The sequence below is a fragment of the Psychroflexus sediminis genome (assembly GCF_900099815.1).
GTDB classification, from domain to species: Bacteria; Bacteroidota; Bacteroidia; order Flavobacteriales; family Flavobacteriaceae; genus Psychroflexus; species Psychroflexus sediminis.
In genome coordinates this window covers 53,302-69,944 of record NZ_FNCW01000007.1, presented here as the reverse complement: position 1 = coordinate 69,944, position 16,643 = coordinate 53,302, and the positions used below count along the sequence as shown (strand labels likewise).

The window sequence follows — 16,643 nt, the reverse complement described above, 5'->3', positions numbered from 1 at the left end:
CCTAGAGTACATTAAGCATTTGTTCTTTTATTTTCTCCAGCTCATCCTTCATCTGAACCACTGTTTTTTGCATAGCGGCAAAGTTGGATTTACTTCCTATGGTATTGATCTCCCTGCCGATTTCCTGACAAATGAAATTGAGTTTTTTGCCGTTGGAATCCGGAGAATTCAGCGCTTTGATGAAATACGACAAGTGATTGTCCAATCTTGTCTTTTCTTCGGTGATATCGTATTTCTCGATGTAATAAATCAATTCCTGTTCAAATCGATTTTCATCTATTTTTTCTTTCAGTTCTTCAATGCCTTTTCTCAGTCTCGTTTTTACATGTTCAATACGTTCGGGATCTATGGATTTTACTTCTGAAAGTAACTCGTTAAGGTTTTGAATGCGGAGTTCAAAATCTGCTTTCAAGACCTGACCCTCATCAGTTCTGAAGGCATTGATCTGCTCTAGAGCTAAATCCAAAACGCGATACACAGCTTCAGAATCTTTCTTTTCCAGTTCGTTTTTTTCTGAACTCAGGGCATTGGGCAGCGACATCGCAATCTGAAGTAGTCGGCTATCGTCTTTAGAGGTGGAAACTGGAAGCTGCTTAAGTTGCTTTAGGTAACTTTCAACAACTTTAGTGTTGATTTTAGCAGAGCTTTCTTCTTCATGCTTTTCAACCTGAAGTGAAAAATCTACTTTCCCCCGACTCAGACTTTGCGAGAGTTTGTTTCTGATGGGAAGTTCCAACTCTCTAAATTCTGAAGGAATTCTTACATTGGCATCTAAGCTTTTACTATTGAGAGATTTTAACTCTACAGTAAAGACTTTACCGCCGACTTCCAACTTGCTTTTACCGTAACCGGTCATGGATTGAATCATAAATACGTGGTCTTAAAAAGATTTGGCAAATGTAGCGAATCCGAGAGGAACTGAATAATTTGGGCTAAGGTCTAATCCTTATTTTATCGTAATTTCGTTTTTAGATATCAGTAAACAAACTAGATGAAATATTATATCATAGCTGGTGAAGCTTCTGGAGATCTTCATGCCTCCAATTTGATGCAGGCTTTAATGGAAAAAGATGCTTCTGCAGAGTTCAGATTTTGGGGCGGTGATCTTATGGAATCCGTTGGCGGGACACTTGTGAAACACTACAGAGAACTCGCTTTTATGGGCTTTTGGGAGGTGATTACCAACCTGAAGACGATTCTTAGTAACATCAAGCTTTGTAAAGAAGACATCTCTCAGTTTCAGCCGGATGCTGTTATTTTTGTGGATTATCCTGGTTTCAATATGAGGATTGCCAAATGGGCAAAACAGCAGGGCATCGCAACACATTATTATGTTTCACCGCAAATTTGGGCCTGGAAAGAGAATAGAATTAAAGAGATCAAAAGGGATGTAGATCATATGTATGTGATCCTGCCTTTTGAAAAGGACTTTTACGAAGAGAAACATGATTTTAATGTGCATTTCGTTGGGCATCCACTTTTAGATCAGATCGAAAAGCGAAAAGAAATCAGTTTTGAAGACTTTAAAAAGAAGCATCAACTGGAAGATAAGCCTATTATTGCTTTGTTGCCAGGAAGTCGAAAACAAGAGATATCCAAAATGCTTTCCGTGATGCTTTCCATCGTTAGCGATTATCCGGCCTATCAGTTTGTGATAGCCGGAGCACCCAGCCAAGATGAAGAATTTTACAACTCAATTATACCAGACCCGTCTGTGTCTTCAGGTGAGTCAGGTGAAACAGTAAAATTAATTCAAAATGACACCTATAATCTGCTGAGCAAATCGCATGCGGCGCTGGTGACTTCAGGGACTGCTACTCTGGAAACCGCTTTGTTTGAGGTGCCAGAAGTAGTTTGTTATAAAGGAAATGTAATCTCTTATCTGATCGCTAAACAAATTGTGAAGCTGGATTATATCTCTCTGGTGAATCTGATTATGGAACGTGAAGTAGTCAGGGAATTGATTCAAAATGAGTTTACGGCCAAACAGCTTAAACTTGAGCTGGATAAAATTCTGAATTCAGATCGAAGAGAAAAACTAATGTCGGATTATAAAGACTTAAAAACCAAACTCGGCGGAGTAGGTGCAAGTCGCCGCACCGCTGAATTGATAGTGAATACGTTTCATCAACACAATACCCAGTAAACTCGTACGGAGTTCCCCTTTACCTCTCCTTTGGAGAGGTCAGATTTATGGAATAAATCTGGGAGAGGATAAATTTAGCCATTGTAAGCCACTACATTATTGATTTTGCCTTGAAGCATCTCCTTAAGCATGGTTTCGATCCCATTTTTTAAGGTGATAGTCGAGGAAGGACAGCCACTGCAAGCACCCTGCAGGATCACCTCCACGTCTCTGGAGTCTGTATTATAGGATTTAAAAACAATATTTCCCCCGTCACTGGCAACAGCAGGTTTTACATATTCTTCTAAAATCTGGATGATTTCTTTGGATACATCATCCAAATTGGAGGTGTCAATACTTGGCGTTGCAGCTTCTTCTGATTTACCTTTTGAAACGCTTCCCGTTTTTAAAATACTACCACCTTCTTCGATATAATCCTTGATAAATCCTCTTAGTTCATTGGTGATCATATCCCACTCAGCCATGTCGTATTTGTTGATGGAGATATAATTTTCATCCATAAAAACTTCCTTTACGAAAGGGAAATGAAATAATTTCTGGGCTAAGGGAGACCGGTCGGCATCATCTATAGTTTTGAATTCTGCAGATTCCAGCACCAGCTTTTTATTGGCCACAAATTTCATGACGGAAGGATTCGGCGTGCTTTCGGCATAAACAGTGACCGGCACTTTTTTAGTTGATTGTGTTTCCTCTTCGTTTACGATTTGACCGCCTTCATTAAGGTGTTTGAGCAACTGCTCAGCCACTTCATCCTGAACCTCATTCCATTCTACGATATTGAATTTTTCAATGGCAATAAAGTTTTGAGAGATGTAAACCGTTTTTACAAAAGGCAGATAAAACAGCTGCGAAGCAATTGGAGAATTGGCTGCTTCTTCAATATTATGATATTCATAACCCTTCTGTTTAGTGAGAAATTCATTGAATTCAAACTTCAGGATTGAAGGCTTATTGGTTGATTTGATCTCTAAAGTATACTTCGACATAACCCGCTTTTTTTTGCAAAACTACAAAACAAAAGCCTAGTAAGTTTAAATTTGAGTTTCTATTAGCAATTGTATTCTCATAGCTTTATAAGTCTTAAAGTTTGTAAGATTTAAGTCAAATAAGATTAATAAAGAGCAATAAAACGTATATTTGAAATTGCTTTAAACTTTTAGTTCAATTATCTTTGAATCCTCTCAGTTCTTACTGCAATCTACATAAAGGACTCCTTCTAGCGGGGCTGATCTTTATGATGTTTACTTCAGAAAACACCTATTCTCAGAGGCTCAGTTTGCCTATTTATTTGGATTACCTGACAGATAATTACTACCTGGTTCATCCCTCTATGGCTGGTGCTTCCAATTTCAACAAGGTGAGACTGACAGCAAGGCAGCAGTGGTTTGATGTAGCAAATGCTCCAAGTTTACAAACTTTGAGTATAAACGGAAGAGTAAATGATAAGGTGGGATTAGGCGCAATTTTATATAATGACTCCAACGGAAGGTTCACCCAGCAAGGGGCACAAGCCACTTTTGCCTACCATCTTATGTTTTCAAGGTCCACCGCCGACATCAATCAGCTATCTTTTGGATTAAGTGCAGGGGTACTTCAGGATCGCCTGGATCAAACCGGACTCAATACAATTGGAAATCCGGATCCTGCCATAGATGGTTCCCAGCGTTCTGAAACTTTTTTCAATGTCGATGTCGGAGTGTCTTATTTTTTTCTGGATTTTTTTGCTCATGTGACTTTCAAAAACTTACTCCCGCAACAGCGTCAGGTGTTTTCTGAAGTTTTTGAAATCAGTAATCAAAGGCAATATTTAGCTTCTGTGGGTTATACCATAGCTTCTTTGCAATCCCGCTGGATTTTCGAGCCTTCGTTGTTTTTTCAGCATAGAGAGGCTTTGAGTCAGACCAATATTGATTTCAATATCAAAGCCTATTATCAGCTTGATCAAGGTCAAATCTGGGGTGGTATTTCCTACAGGAGAGCCCTCGATGGAATAGATTTTACAGCACAAAATTCCATAGCTCAATCTGAAAAGCTGCAGTATATTTCACCTTTTATCGGGTTTAATTACAAGCGCTTTATGGTCGCCTATACCTATTCTCATCAGGCTTTTTCTGAAGTGCTTTCCACTAGTGGTTTTCATCAAATCACACTAGGCTACGATTTTGGAGAAAACCGAAAACGACAAAAATGTATTTGTCCTGCAGTGAATTATTAAAAATCCATGCGGTTTACTTCTGAAGTTGGGATTTCTTCAACGAGTTTTTTTAAATGAAATATATTATCGGCATTGGAATAGAGGCTAATTCTGCCCCTGGCTGTAGTTAACGTCTTCAAGTTGTTTTTTTCTAAAACCGCCTGGGTTTGTTTTGCAACTGCTCTTCCGGAATCTATAATTTTAACATGAGCAGGTAATAGGTGTTTAAGCTGAGGTATGATGTAAGGAAAATGCGTACAGCCCAAGACCAAATAATCTATGTCTTCCTTGATAAATGGCTGAATTTGATGTTTGAGCCGGTCTACAAAAGTTTTGTCGGACGTCCAGCCACCCTCAACAGCTTCCACAATTCCTTTTCCCACAATTTCTATGACATCTATTCCTTTTGTAAATGCTTCTGAGGTTTGTTTGAATAAGGCGCTACTCAAAGTTCCTTTGGTAGCCAGGATTCCAATTTTTTTTATTTCTGAATTTAAGGCTGCTGGCTTTATAGCGGGTTCTATACCTATAAAGGGGACTTGATATTCAGCCCTCAAATGTGAAATGGCATTAGTCGTTGCCGTATTACAGGCCACGACAATAAGCTTGGCATTCATACGTAAAGCCAGGTCTGTATTTTTGATACTCAGTTCGATAATTTCCTGTGGAGTCTTTTCTCCGTAGGGAGCGTTTCTACTGTCGGCCAGGTAGATAAAATCTTCATGAGGTAACAGCTGGGCTATTTCTTTTAAAATAGAAGTTCCTCCCACGCCTGAATCGAATAAAACAATAGGTTGTTGAGACATATAACATAAAAAAGACCATCACAAAGATGGTCTTTTTGTATGAATTAAAATACGGTAAACCGTATTACTCTCCGATAGCAGCTTTAGCATCAGCCATCAAATTGTAACCGTCAGCCATCAATACTCCAGCGCCAAGGGAAGAGTCAAGTACATAGTCAAAGCCTTTTCCTCTCGCGACTTCTTGAATCACAGCTCTTGCCTTTTCCAAAACAGGTCTCATCAATTCCTCCTGCTTTTTTTGAAGGTCCTCAGAAGCTGTTTGTCTATACTCCATAATGGATTGCTGCATCTCCTGAAGTTCCATAGCTCTTTTCTGATTTTCTTCCTCAGTTTTAGTTGGGGCTTCTCTTTGATAACGCTCATTTGTTTTTTGAGCCTCTTTCAATAAATCGTCAATTTCTTTACGGTAGGTTTTTTCACGCTGGTCTACCTCTGTCATTGCAGCCTGATAACTCGGTAAGCTTCTTACAAACTCCTGAGAGTTGATGTGTGCAATATTGGATTGGGCGTTTGTAGCGGACATCAATCCGAAAGACAATACCAGTGCTACTACAATTGTTTTTAAAGTTCTCATTCTCAATTTAATTTAGTGTTTAATTTAATTATTTTCTCTTGCGTTTTTTATAGAGTCTCTTTCTCTTTGTCGTTCTTCTCTTTGTTTTAGTATTCTCGCTCTCCGCTCTTCAAATTCTCGTTGTCTTGCGTCTCTAAGCGAATCTCTCTTTCTTTGGCGCTCGTCTATAAGCGCTTCTCTTTCGCTTTTTCGCTCTTCTTCTTTAAGGGCTTTCTCTTCTTGCTTTAGTTCGTCCTCTTCAGCTTTTTCTACAGATTTGTAATCCTCTATGTCTTCAATGATATCCGCTGTTTCAGTTCCAGCTCCCCTGGAGTTTCTGTTGATCAATTTTAAAATAACTTCACTTAGATCATGCCTTCTTGCAGAAAACAAAAGTAAAGCATCTGCAGAATTTTCAAAAATAAAATCGTAATCTCTACTTTCCCCTATTTCCTGAATAGCGTTGAAAACCTGATCTTGAATTGGCTGAATCAATTGCCGTTTCTGAACGATAAAATCACCTGAAACCCCAAATCTTTTATTGCGATAGTCCAGTAATTGATTTTCCAGAAAGCTGATTTCATCTTCCATATCTTGAATAAGATCTGTGGTAAGAAGAGGTCTCTCGTTTTCCAGTTCTGCTTTTAAGTTCTCAATTTTTTGCTGCCTGCTTTCAATTTCAGTTCTCCACTCCTGAGCTTTTAAGTTCAATTGGTTTGAAGCCTGTTTATATTCCGGAATTTGTTCCAGGATATAATCCATATCTACATAAGCAATCTTCAAGCCGCCTTGTCCAGAAACGGAAAAGGTGAAAAGGGTAAAGATGAAAATGTATTTAAATAACTTCATACTGTATAATGCTTAAAAACCGTGCCACTTTTAAAATTGCTGACCAATAATAAAGTGAGTTTCCCAACCGTTGGCTCCAGTGTTTGAGCCAGGAATTGGATCGAATCCATATCCGAAATCTATACCTAGCAGACCAAATGCGGGCATAAAGATACGCAAGCCTGCACCTGCAGAGCGACTCATTTCAAAAGGCGTAAAGTTTTTAAATTCGTCAAAAGTAGCTCCCCCCTCTACAAAGGCAAGGCCATAAATCGAAGCCGTTGGTTTAAGTGTGATTGGGTATCTCAATTCTGCGGTATATTTATGATATATAGAAGCACCATCGTTAAAGCTTTCTTCGCCTCCTACGGTTCTAGACCTTGGAAGAATAGATTGGTTGGGGTAACCTCTTAAGGCTACGATCTCACGTCCGTCTAGAGCAAATCCAGCCAGGCCATCACCACCCAGGAAGAAACGTTCAAATGGAGGAATGCCTCTGTCATTATTGTAAGCTCCTAAAAATCCGTACTCAAACCTCGTTCTTAAAACTAATTTATCAAACAAATTATTATACCAGTCTCCACTAAATTTTACTTTGTAAAATTCTAACCAGTTGAATCTTTGTTGATCAATTTCGGCTAAGGCTTCCTGATTATTTGTCGCTAAGGCTTCATCTCGCTCCTCTCTAAGCTGAGCGTAATCTACATCATTGAACGCAGAATAAGGCAAGGTGAACTTCACGGAAAAGTCAAATTCAGAACCACCCGTAGGGAAGATAGGATTGGTGAAGGTGTTATTTCTATTTAGTCCAATAGTGAATGACAAGTTATTGGAATAGCCATTAGGAAAATTAAATAAACCGATGTTGTAATTGTTCAGTTGGAAATTTTGGTACCCAACCGCAGTAGATAGTGTAAAGTTTTGATCCGGCTCTCTCAGTCGTTTGGCAAACCCAACATTGATACCGGAAATTGTAAAACTACGGTCATTGTCCGCTCGCCTGGTTAAGGGGTTAAACAAAAACTGAATGGTTTGAGATAGAGAGACAGAAAGCTGTACAGGTTTTTTACCTCCAAGCCATGGCTCTACAAAAGACAAGCTATAATTTTGAAAAGCCAAACTCGCTTGGGCTCTTAAGGAAAGCGATTGGCCATCGCCCATAGGAACGGGCTTATAGGCTTCTTTGTTGAAAATGTCTTTAATGGCAAAGTTGTTAAACCTCAAGCCCAGGGTTCCAATAAAGCCGCCACCACCATAACCACCCTGTAGTTCTATCTGGCTACTGCCTTGCTCTTCTACCACGTAATGCAAATCCAGAGTACCAGACTGTGGATCTACGTTTTCAAACTTTGGCTCCAGGTTTTCAGCATTGAAAAAACCTAGCTGACCGAGCTCACGAATGGTATTCATGACATCCTGTTTGCTGTATTGCTGGCCAGGACGTGTTCTTAAGTTTCTAAAAATGACGTTGTCATTGGTCTTGTCGTTACCAGTAACCAGGATTTCATTAAAGTAAGCGATTTTACCTTCGTTAATTCTGATTTCTAAGTCGATGGTATCGTTATAAATTCTGGTTTCTACAGGAGTTATATTAGAAAATAAATACCCGTTATTTTGATACAAATTGGTGAGATCATCTGCATCGGGTTTCTCGGTATTGGCAATTTTATTTTGTAGAATAGTCCCATTATAGGGGTCGCCTTTGCGAATCCCCAGCAACTGCTGAAGCTGAGCATCTGTATATGCAGAATTTCCAAGAAATTCTATATCTCCAAAATAGTAACGATCTCCTTCATTGACTTCAATATTAAGCGCGATGTCAGTGTCGGAATTCACCAGCATGGAATCGCTTATAATTCTAGCATCTCTATAGCCTTTTTCTTTGAATTTTTTTACGATTCTTTCCTTATCCGCTTCATAGTCATCTTCGATAAATTTGGAGCGTTTCCAAAACCTCAGGAAAAATTTCTCTTTGGTCTTTTTCATCATACGTTTCACCTGCCAATCTGAAAAATTCTCATTCCCTTCTATGTTGATAGAGCTGATTTTAACCTTATCTCCGGGCTCAATATTAAGGGTCATATTGACCAAATTATCAGTGGAGGCAGTGTCTATCACAGGGCTTGTATTGATGGTGGCCTCAGCGTTTAAAAACCCCTTTTCTCGGTATTTTTCTTCAATGGTATTACGAAGGTTTATGATAAAATTTTCAGTAACTTTTGTATTCTTCTGAAGTTCATTATCCTTGATAATCTCTGCTCTCTTTCGCTTTTTGATTCCTCTGACCTTGACTTCATTAAGCTTGGGAACTTCTACGATTTCTAACTGTAAATCCGCAACATCGCCATCAACATTTTTAAGGTAGAAATTAATATCACTGAACAAGCCAAGATCCCAAAGCTTTTTCAAAACTTTGCTTATTTTATCTCCTGGAATATAGAGTTCTTCTCCTGTTTTAAGTCCAGTAAAAGCAATAACCGTTTGTTCATTATAACTTGTAGAACCTATCACTTCAATTTCTCCTAAAGTATATTTTTTGCCAGCAGCTTCTAAAGGTGAATTTTGAGCACTTGCAAAGGCACTAAATAAAATAAGCGCTAGATAAGTTATACGTCTACTTGATCTAGCAAACAATAAGTTATACTTAGAGTTGTTCACTTGTTTTTCCAAATCTTCTTTCTCTTTTTTGGTATTCGTAAATTGCTTCAAAAAGGTTTTCTTTTCTGAAATCTGGCCAGAGAATATCTGTAAAATACAGTTCTGCATAGGCCATTTGCCAAAGTAAGAAATTACTGATTCGCTTCTCTCCACTTGTGCGAATCATCATATCTACGTCTGGCAGATTTTGGGTGTAAAGATGCTTATTTATTGTAGATTCATCAATAGTTTCTGAATCTATTATGTTATTTTTTACTTTTTCACTTATTTGTCTGACAGCTTGCGTTAATTCTTCTCTGGAACCATAACTCAAAGCCAAAGTTAGAGTCATGTGTGAGTTGTCACTCGTTTTGTCAATGACTTCCCTGAGTTCCTTTCTTGCCTTGGACGGGAGATTTTCGATGCATCCAATAGCCTGAAGCTTGATTTTGTTGTCCTGTAAGGTCTTGATCTCTTCCTTTAAAGAAGAGACAAGAAGTCTCATAAGGGTCTGTACTTCCAGTTTTGGGCGTTTCCAATTTTCGGTAGAAAAGGCATAAAGCGTCAAGTTTTCTAAACCTAATTCTGCGCAGGCCTCGACGGTTTCTCTTACGGCTTTAGTCCCTTTTTCATGACCACGAACCCGCATTAAACCCTGGCTTTTAGCCCAGCGTCCATTTCCATCCATAATGATGGCAATGTGCTTGGGCAACTTTTCGACTATGATGTTTGATTTAAAATCCATTCACTATAAATTGCAGTAACAAGGCTTACGACCGAAGGTGTACGTAAGTGTGATTCCTGAAAAAAAATACCAATCGTTCATGTTAGAATTGCCAAAGGTAGGATAATTTGTTCGACTGTTTATTTCTTCGGGTTCACTTCCGTCCAAATTATCTGTAAAGGTATACCTGGCCCCGAATTCTGCAGCCAAAATCCATTTCCTGCTTAAGGTGCCTTTTACGCCAATTAGCATTGGTATTGCAAAATTGGAAGTTGAGCCTCCTTCTACCAGGACATTGTTTTCTACATAATATTCATTGGTGAAAAAATAAGTAGGCCCTGTATAGATATAGGGAGTGAATAGGGGTCGATTTAATTCATGAAGATCCCATTCAAAAAAATTGAATTCAATTCCTAAAGAAAGTTCTGTGATATCAGTTTCAAAAGCATAACCGCGGCTCAATTTTCTAGGTTCATCCGCTCTCAAATCGTTTCCAAAAGTATTCAGTCTCATCGCAGTAAAGCGAAAAGCATGTCTTGGACTTCTATTCCATTTAAGAATAGCCCCGTAAGATACTTTGTCCTGATTCAGATAATCTTTAGGCTGTATAAATGATGGGGATCCTACATCGCCGACAAAATTTGTAGCCCCAAAGATTAAACCAAATTCATAAGTTTGAGCACATGCAAAATTAATTCCTAAACATAAAAAGATGACGATAAGAATAGATTTCATATAAAACTTAAAGGTTGCAAATATATAAATATTCTCAAACGCCCTGTGTTTAAGAATGGGTGCCATTTAAACACAATAAAGCTAAATTTATTGTTTCAATTGCGCTTATCTTGCCCCCACAATAATTTCTTCCTAAGCGTTGTAATGAAGCTATCGCTGTGAAGCCAAACCAGTTTGATGTTAAAATCTGCTTTCTTAATTTTGACTACAGTGTCTTTGTCTAAGCTGGCTAATCTTGAATCCAGAGATAGAAGGTATTGATCTTCTCGCCCGGAAATTTTTAACTTTATTTCCAAATCATCTGGTATAACAAGTGGCCTTGCATTTAGATTATGAGGAGCGATAGGCGTGATGATAAAGCTTTTGGTTTGCGGAGTGATAATTGGTCCTCCGCAGCTCAGCGAATAACCTGTGGAGCCTGTAGGAGTGGATATGATAATACCATCTGACCAATAGGAGTTTAAAAATTCATCGTTTAACCAGGTTTCGATAGTGATCATGGACGTGGTTTCCTTACGGCTGACGGCTACTTCGTTGAGGGCATAGGGAATCCCTAAGGCCGAATTATCAGATTCTAATTTAACTTCAAGTAAACTGCGTTCAGAAACTTTATAATTTCCATTGAGAATGTCTTCAATGCTTTTTTTGATTTCGTCTTTATGTACTGTAGCCAAAAATCCTAATCTTCCCGTATTGATTCCGATTATGGGAATATTCAAATTTTTGACAAATTTTACTGCAGATAAAATGGTTCCGTCACCACCAATTGTAAAAAATAAATCTACAGTTTGATCCAAGGTTTCAAAAGTGGTATAATCCTGTAAATTTTCAACAGACTGTTCCTTTTTCAGCAATTTAAAATACTCTTTTTCTATGATGACTTCAACATCATTGGTTTTCAATACTTCCAAAAGCTGAGCAAGGTATTTTTCAGTTTCAGGATAAAATGCTTGACCGAAAATGGCAACACGATTTGTCATAATGCTTTAAATATCTAAGTATTTATTGAGGTAATCTGAATGTTCTTTAAGATCTTCTGCAAACAGATCTTCAGGATGTTCACTGGCGATCTGATAGTCATACCGTCTGAAAGTTTGCAAAATTTCATTGATGCCCTGGTGCTCTACCTTCACCGTTACTTCTACCGCATCTTGTGTAAGCTGGCTGATGTACATGCCGGAAACTCGGGCGTTCAAGGTCTCGATAAGTTGTGCTACTTCACTAAAGGCAAACTTTGTCCTTTCTTTTCTTAAGATGATGACTTCGCCCTCGTTTGCTACAAAAGGACTTTCACCAAATAAATCAAGCACATCTTCCAGTTTCATAACTCCCATGTATCTTTTGTCATGATCCAATATAGGAAGCAAATTGGTTTGATGGTTGGCAAATTCATGGATGAGATCCAGATTTGTCTTATGAATTTCTACATAGAACACTTCGATGAGGTATTTGTGTTCTGAAAGCTTTGAGGAAGGCTCCAGATCGATTAAATCACCAGCTTGGATACTACCTTTAAAAACCTCTTTTTTAAAGACGGGCAGATGATTAAAGGGTGAAGCTTCAAACGCGGTTTTTACCTCTGAAATCGTATCGGATACGTTTACAGGTTGTAAAGTTTGGTCTATAAAATTTTGCCAAATCATAAGTGATCTTTTGTTGCAAAATACACAAAATCCAAGCAAAGTCCCGCTTAGGATTGTATTTTTGTTTAAAAACTAACAATGATAAGACTTAGTGTTAATATAAATAAAATAGCGACTTTAAGAAACGCAAGAGGAGGAAACACCCCGGATGTAGTGGAAGCTGCAAAGCGGCTGGAGTCTTTTGGCGCTCAGGGCATAACCGTTCATCCAAGGCCAGATGAGCGTCACATCCGATATGCCGATGTCAGAGACCTGACCCAAGTGGTGACTACCGAATTTAATATTGAAGGCAATCCCAACCAGAAATTCATAGACCTGGTCCTGGAAGCAAAACCCGCTCAGGTTACTTTAGTGCCGGATGCTGAAGATGTGCTCACCTCCAATGCCGGCTGGGACACCCTTAAACACAAAGATTTTTTGACGGAAGTCATCTCCAAATTTAAAACGCATGGCATCAGAACATCCATTTTTGTAGACCCTCAAGTCAAGATGATTCAGGGCGCTGCTGAAGTTGGTGCAGACAGAATAGAGTTGTATACCGAGTCTTACGCTCAGGGGTATTCTGAAGATAAAATAAAAGCCATTCAGCCTTATATCATTTGTGCAGAAGAAGCCAGGCAGCTCGGTCTTGGGATAAATGCCGGTCATGATTTATCATTGGACAATATTGAATTTTTCGCTCAAAAAATTCCGTTTTTAGACGAGGTCTCTATAGGCCATGCTTTGATTTCTGAAGCCCTTTACGATGGTCTGGAGCCCGTAGTGAAATCTTATCTCAAAAAATTAAGCTAGATGCAATTACATTCAAAAGTAAAAGGAAAAGGACAGCCACTTATTATTCTTCATGGATTTTTGGGTATGGGCGATAACTGGAAAACCCTGGCAAATGCTTATTCAAAAGAAGGCTTTGAGGTGCACCTTGTCGATCAGAGAAATCACGGGAGAAGCCCTCATGAAGAGGCGTTCAATTATGATCTTCTGGCAGAGGATTTGAAAGACTACCTGGAAGCAAAAGACCTGGAGTCAGTTTCCATTATAGGGCATTCCATGGGCGGTAAAACCGCGATGAGATTTGCTACTTTATTCCCGGATCGAGTGGATAAACTCATCATAGTAGACATTGCTCCCAAGTATTACGCGCCGCATCATCAGCAAATTCTGGAGGGCCTGACAAAGATTTCAGAAGCGAAACTCACGTCGAGGACAGATGCCGATGAGCTTTTAGCAGAATACATCTCTGAAAAAGGGGTGCGGCAATTCTTATTGAAAAACCTGTATTGGAAAACCCAAGAGGAGCTTAATCTGAGGCTCAACCTTAGTGCATTGAAACAAAAAATTGAAGAGGTGGGCAAAGGCTTGCCCCAAAATGCCTCCTATGCCGGTAAAACCTTGTTTATAAAAGGAGAAAAATCGAATTATATTCAGGAAAGCGATAAAACAGATATCTCAGATCATTTCCCTGATTTCGAAATTCAAAGCATCAAAAACGCAGGTCACTGGGTGCATGCTGAAAAAAGAGATGCTTTTTTTGAACTTAGTCTGGAACATTTGAAATCTTAAGTTTTTTAAGGCTTTGTTTCATCTTTATTTCAAGACTATAAAAAGGGCGTCGAATATTTTGCCGGTTGAATTCTAAAACGCCTTGCAGCTTGTCTGCCCGGGAAAGCAGGCAGGCCCTGATAAAACATGCAAAAATCACTCAGCGCGTCCTATTCTAAAGTCAACTGGAACTTGGAATGTTCCAGGACTTTTTCCCTGGAAATCCAGTAAGGAATCCACTCTTCTGATTTCCATTTATCCAACTGGGATTTGTAATAGGGATGAAATACCCTTGCCGAACTCCCGCCGGCAAGAATTCCTATGATTTTTTCATCATCATTCATATCAGCTACCATTCTAAACGAACTAAACCAGCTGGTTTCAAATTCACGCTCTTTATTTTTAACGAATGCTCCTCTATTCAGGGTTTGATTGGATCCCGCTTTTGGCCATAACTCAGCCCCCAGTAAATCGCTTCCAAAACCTTCCGGGCGAAGCGGACTTACAAAATGTATAGTATGGATGTCGCCCCAGGTCCAGTTATTAGGATTTGAGCCCAGTCGTTCTGTTAAAAGTGCTTTGGTTTTAAGCCCGGCTTCAATGATTAAATCAGTTCTGGTTTCAACTTCCGGAGTGTTTTTATGATCTATAAACTCATGCCGGCTTACAATGAAATCATCTACCCTCTGGTTCCAGTAATAGACGTTTTCCCAATACATGTTTTCCAGCTCGTCCGGCAACTCATCATTCATCACAAGGTATAAAAGCTCGTTGTACAAGACATTATATACAGCAGCTCCAACGGAATCAATTCCTTCGTTATAATCCCATTCTTCTAATAATGTGGCAAGTTTTCTGGTAGATTCGTCCTGTTTTAGGGCGGAAATAAATATAGGTGAAAGTATTTCGGCCTGTTTGTTTTTGACGTCTAAAATTAATTCCCAAAAATCTTCGGTGCTGAATATTTTGCTTTTTGAAAGTACTTCTTTTATTCTCTGATACCGGTAATAGGGAGAGAAATGACTGGAATAGTAATAGGGATAATCATCTGGCCGGGTGTCATGATTGGCAGTCCCAATCCAGCCCCTTTCGGGGTTGATCATATGTGGCAGGCTGTCTTTTGGAATGAATCCAAGCCAGGTATCTCCCTGATTGGCTGGCGAAGGAATTTTCCCCTTTCCCCTTACTCTCACAGGGACTAATCCTGTAGCCTGATGCATAATATTGCCTTCCACATCTGCAATGGCATAATTAAAAAACATATTATCCATGCCCCGGAGTGCTTCTCTAAATTCGAAGGCATTTTTGGTTTCCAGTAAACCTTCAAAACCGATGGAGCTGCTTTTGGTTTCTGCCAGAGACCACCTCAGGCTCACCACATCATCCGTCAAAATGTTGAATACAGCAAAATCAGAAATCACAGGTCCGTTTCGGGTAGACCGAATCTCAATTTTTACAGGTGTACTGTCTTTTACCTGTATGGTTTCTGTGCGTGTAGTAAAGGCTGTTTTTTCATCCTTAAGCAAATAGTAATCCCCATGGGTTTCTTCAATGAATAAGTCCTGACTATCGCCATAGGCATTGGTTACTCCAAAGGAAACAAACTCATTACGTCCGGAAAGCAAGCCGGGAATGCCAGGTGTGGCAATGCCCACCGCTTTAAATTCCGGGCAAAAAAGACCTACAGGATAAAACATGCCAGGCAGCAGTCTTGAATCCACATGCGGATCATTGGCTAAAATCGGTTTTCCAGAGGCTGATTTTTCTCCGGAAATAGCCCAGTTATTCGACCCTAATTTCGGATTAGCTGTAAAGGGGTCTGTTGACTGCTGAAATTCCGCCCTGTTGCTATTGAAAAAACTGATTAAAGTCGAATCCGTACTGAAATCCAAACCTTTTGTCCTGTCCAGATTTATAGAAAGAGGTAAAAGTTTTGAAGCTAAATCGGTGCGGGACGCAAGATTCAAACTCAAAACCTCATCTTCCATATTTTGACTATGAAACAAGCCTACAAAATGAGTAACAGAGAGGATTTCTTCAGGGGTTAACGGGCTAGGCTCAATATCCAATAAACTCAATTCCAGAGGGAATTCATCCTTACCTACGTTTAAGTAGTCGTTATAGCCTTCGCAATACCAGGCTAAGGTCTGTTTTGTCTTATCGTCGAGGTACTGGTAATGTCTTTTGGCGTTCCCCGCCAAATCAAGAACCCGCATTTTGATATCCGACTGTAGCATAGAATTTCCCACCAAAGCAGCAGCTTCTCCTCTGATCAGCGCGCGATAAAATTCAATTTGGAACAATCTATCCTGAGCCATAACAAAGCCTTGTCCGCGAAAGACATCCGCTTTATTTTCAGCAAAAATATAGGCAATGCCATTTTCATCTCTATGGATTTGTATAGGAAAGTCATTTTTAGAAATTTTAAAACCTCCTTCTTTTTTAAAATTATTCACAGTCGAAAAATAGATACTTCCTCCAATGAGAAGCAGAGCTAAAACAATAAGGGCGGAAATGATATAGTTTTTCATTATCGAATGGTCTTTAAGTGAAAAAAAAATGGAATAGAAACGCCTGTAAAGTTATAAAAAACCTTGAACGGCTTTTCAGGAAGTAAAGCCTTTTAAAAACCTGCCAAAACAAATCGTTTTAGGCTTCATGGTTTTCGATGTTAATCAAAGTGTTAAAGAGTTAGGCAAATAAAATTGATTCCGGTCAAAATTACATAAATTCTTAAGCTTTATCATTTCTATGAAAAGCTTAAAAATGAATTTCACAGGCGGTTTATTCACATGGTTAATATATAGGAGAAAAAAAGATATTCATTAATCAATTGAT

General features: G+C 39.0%; 15 protein-coding genes. 4 read left to right on the top strand and 11 right to left on the bottom strand.

Features of this window, described 5'->3' with window-relative positions; genetic code table 11:
* Window position 1: 1 nt before the first annotated feature.
* Window positions 2–868 (bottom strand): YicC/YloC family endoribonuclease, encoded by an 867-nt coding sequence (locus tag BLP81_RS08280; protein WP_093367987.1) that lies wholly within the window; start codon window positions 866–868, stop codon window positions 2–4.
* A gap of 123 nt (window positions 869–991) precedes the next feature.
* Here BLP81_RS08280 and lpxB point away from each other — a divergent pair, with 123 nt between their 5' ends.
* Entirely contained in the window at window positions 992–2,146 is a 1,155-nt protein-coding gene (gene lpxB, locus BLP81_RS08275) for a lipid-A-disaccharide synthase (protein ID WP_093367986.1), read from the top strand.
* A 74-nt stretch (window positions 2,147–2,220) separates the two neighbouring features.
* Here the strand turns inward: lpxB and BLP81_RS08270 are convergent, their stop codons facing one another.
* Window positions 2,221–3,132: a NifU family protein gene (locus BLP81_RS08270; RefSeq protein WP_093367985.1), complete on the bottom strand. Its 912-nt coding sequence runs from the start codon at window positions 3,130–3,132 to the stop codon at window positions 2,221–2,223.
* Window positions 3,133–3,380: 248 nt separating this feature from the next.
* Here BLP81_RS08270 and BLP81_RS08265 point away from each other — a divergent pair, with 248 nt between their 5' ends.
* Window positions 3,381–4,361 (top strand): PorP/SprF family type IX secretion system membrane protein, encoded by a 981-nt coding sequence (locus tag BLP81_RS08265; RefSeq protein WP_093368077.1) that lies wholly within the window; start codon window positions 3,381–3,383, stop codon window positions 4,359–4,361.
* Here the strand turns inward: BLP81_RS08265 and murI are convergent.
* The 8 genes from murI to BLP81_RS08225 all read right to left on the bottom strand — a co-directional run bounded on the left by murI (window position 4,358) and on the right by BLP81_RS08225 (window position 12,266).
* Window positions 4,358–5,146 (bottom strand): glutamate racemase, encoded by a 789-nt coding sequence (murI, locus tag BLP81_RS08260; protein ID WP_093367984.1) that lies wholly within the window; start codon window positions 5,144–5,146, stop codon window positions 4,358–4,360. The two genes, BLP81_RS08265 and murI, sit on opposite strands and share 4 nt — an antisense overlap.
* A gap of 64 nt (window positions 5,147–5,210) precedes the next feature.
* Window positions 5,211–5,720 carry an OmpH/Skp family outer membrane protein gene (locus tag BLP81_RS08255; RefSeq protein ID WP_093367983.1) on the bottom strand — a complete coding sequence of 170 codons (510 nt, stop codon included), beginning with the start codon at window positions 5,718–5,720 and terminating at the stop codon, window positions 5,211–5,213.
* Window positions 5,721–5,744: 24 nt separating this feature from the next.
* Complete coding sequence (locus BLP81_RS08250) at window positions 5,745–6,548, bottom strand: OmpH/Skp family outer membrane protein (RefSeq protein WP_093367982.1); 804 nt, start codon at window positions 6,546–6,548, stop codon at window positions 5,745–5,747.
* Window positions 6,549–6,578: 30 nt separating this feature from the next.
* Window positions 6,579–9,236, bottom strand: a complete 2,658-nt coding sequence (locus BLP81_RS08245; RefSeq protein ID WP_093367981.1) for a BamA/OMP85 family outer membrane protein — start codon at window positions 9,234–9,236, stop codon at window positions 6,579–6,581.
* Window positions 9,172–9,909: an isoprenyl transferase gene (locus BLP81_RS08240; RefSeq protein WP_093367980.1), complete on the bottom strand. Its 738-nt coding sequence runs from the start codon at window positions 9,907–9,909 to the stop codon at window positions 9,172–9,174. The genes BLP81_RS08245 and BLP81_RS08240 overlap by 65 nt, the downstream gene beginning before the upstream one ends.
* Window positions 9,910–9,912: 3 nt before the next feature.
* Complete coding sequence (gene porG / locus BLP81_RS08235; RefSeq protein WP_394330530.1) at window positions 9,913–10,689, bottom strand: type IX secretion system protein PorG; 777 nt, start codon at window positions 10,687–10,689, stop codon at window positions 9,913–9,915.
* Between the two features lie 29 nt (window positions 10,690–10,718).
* Entirely contained in the window at window positions 10,719–11,603 is an 885-nt protein-coding gene (locus tag BLP81_RS08230) for an NAD kinase (RefSeq protein WP_093367978.1), read from the bottom strand.
* A 6-nt stretch (window positions 11,604–11,609) separates the two neighbouring features.
* Window positions 11,610–12,266 carry a CBS domain-containing protein gene (locus BLP81_RS08225; protein ID WP_093367977.1) on the bottom strand — a complete coding sequence of 219 codons (657 nt, stop codon included), beginning with the start codon at window positions 12,264–12,266 and terminating at the stop codon, window positions 11,610–11,612.
* Between the two features lie 78 nt (window positions 12,267–12,344).
* Here BLP81_RS08225 and BLP81_RS08220 point away from each other — a divergent pair, with 78 nt between their 5' ends.
* Together BLP81_RS08220 and BLP81_RS08215 are read left to right on the top strand one after the other, a co-directional pair.
* A complete protein-coding gene (locus tag BLP81_RS08220) occupies window positions 12,345–13,058 on the top strand; it encodes a pyridoxine 5'-phosphate synthase (protein WP_093367976.1) in 714 nt (237 codons plus the stop codon).
* Window positions 13,059–13,826: an alpha/beta fold hydrolase gene (locus BLP81_RS08215; RefSeq protein WP_093367975.1), complete on the top strand. Its 768-nt coding sequence runs from the start codon at window positions 13,059–13,061 to the stop codon at window positions 13,824–13,826.
* A 149-nt stretch (window positions 13,827–13,975) separates the two neighbouring features.
* Here the strand turns inward: BLP81_RS08215 and BLP81_RS08210 are convergent, their stop codons facing one another.
* Window positions 13,976–16,336, bottom strand: a complete 2,361-nt coding sequence (locus BLP81_RS08210) for a penicillin acylase family protein (RefSeq protein WP_093367974.1) — start codon at window positions 16,334–16,336, stop codon at window positions 13,976–13,978.
* Between the last annotated feature and the right edge of the window lie 307 nt (window positions 16,337–16,643).

Excerpts from the sequence above, each read along its gene's own strand:
- lpxB (WP_093367986.1), top strand. The coding sequence starts at position 992 with ATGAAATATTATATCATAGCTGGTGAAGCTTCTGGAGATCTTCATGCC.
- BLP81_RS08240 (WP_093367980.1), bottom strand. The coding sequence starts at position 9,909 with ATGGATTTTAAATCAAACATCATAGTCGAAAAGTTGCCCAAGCACATT.
- porG (WP_394330530.1), bottom strand. The coding sequence starts at position 10,689 with ATGGCACCCATTCTTAAACACAGGGCGTTTGAGAATATTTATATATTT.
- BLP81_RS08225 (WP_093367977.1), bottom strand. The coding sequence starts at position 12,266 with ATGATTTGGCAAAATTTTATAGACCAAACTTTACAACCTGTAAACGTA.
- BLP81_RS08210 (WP_093367974.1), bottom strand. The coding sequence starts at position 16,336 with ATGAAAAACTATATCATTTCCGCCCTTATTGTTTTAGCTCTGCTTCTC.
- BLP81_RS08215 (WP_093367975.1), top strand. The coding sequence starts at position 13,059 with ATGCAATTACATTCAAAAGTAAAAGGAAAAGGACAGCCACTTATTATT.
- BLP81_RS08265 (WP_093368077.1), top strand. The coding sequence starts at position 3,381 with ATGATGTTTACTTCAGAAAACACCTATTCTCAGAGGCTCAGTTTGCCT.
- murI (WP_093367984.1), bottom strand. The coding sequence starts at position 5,146 with ATGTCTCAACAACCTATTGTTTTATTCGATTCAGGCGTGGGAGGAACT.
- BLP81_RS08230 (WP_093367978.1), bottom strand. The coding sequence starts at position 11,603 with ATGACAAATCGTGTTGCCATTTTCGGTCAAGCATTTTATCCTGAAACT.
- BLP81_RS08250 (WP_093367982.1), bottom strand. The coding sequence starts at position 6,548 with ATGAAGTTATTTAAATACATTTTCATCTTTACCCTTTTCACCTTTTCC.
- BLP81_RS08270 (WP_093367985.1), bottom strand. The coding sequence starts at position 3,132 with ATGTCGAAGTATACTTTAGAGATCAAATCAACCAATAAGCCTTCAATC.
- BLP81_RS08255 (WP_093367983.1), bottom strand. The coding sequence starts at position 5,720 with ATGAGAACTTTAAAAACAATTGTAGTAGCACTGGTATTGTCTTTCGGA.
- BLP81_RS08280 (WP_093367987.1), bottom strand. The coding sequence starts at position 868 with ATGATTCAATCCATGACCGGTTACGGTAAAAGCAAGTTGGAAGTCGGC.
- BLP81_RS08220 (WP_093367976.1), top strand. The coding sequence starts at position 12,345 with ATGATAAGACTTAGTGTTAATATAAATAAAATAGCGACTTTAAGAAAC.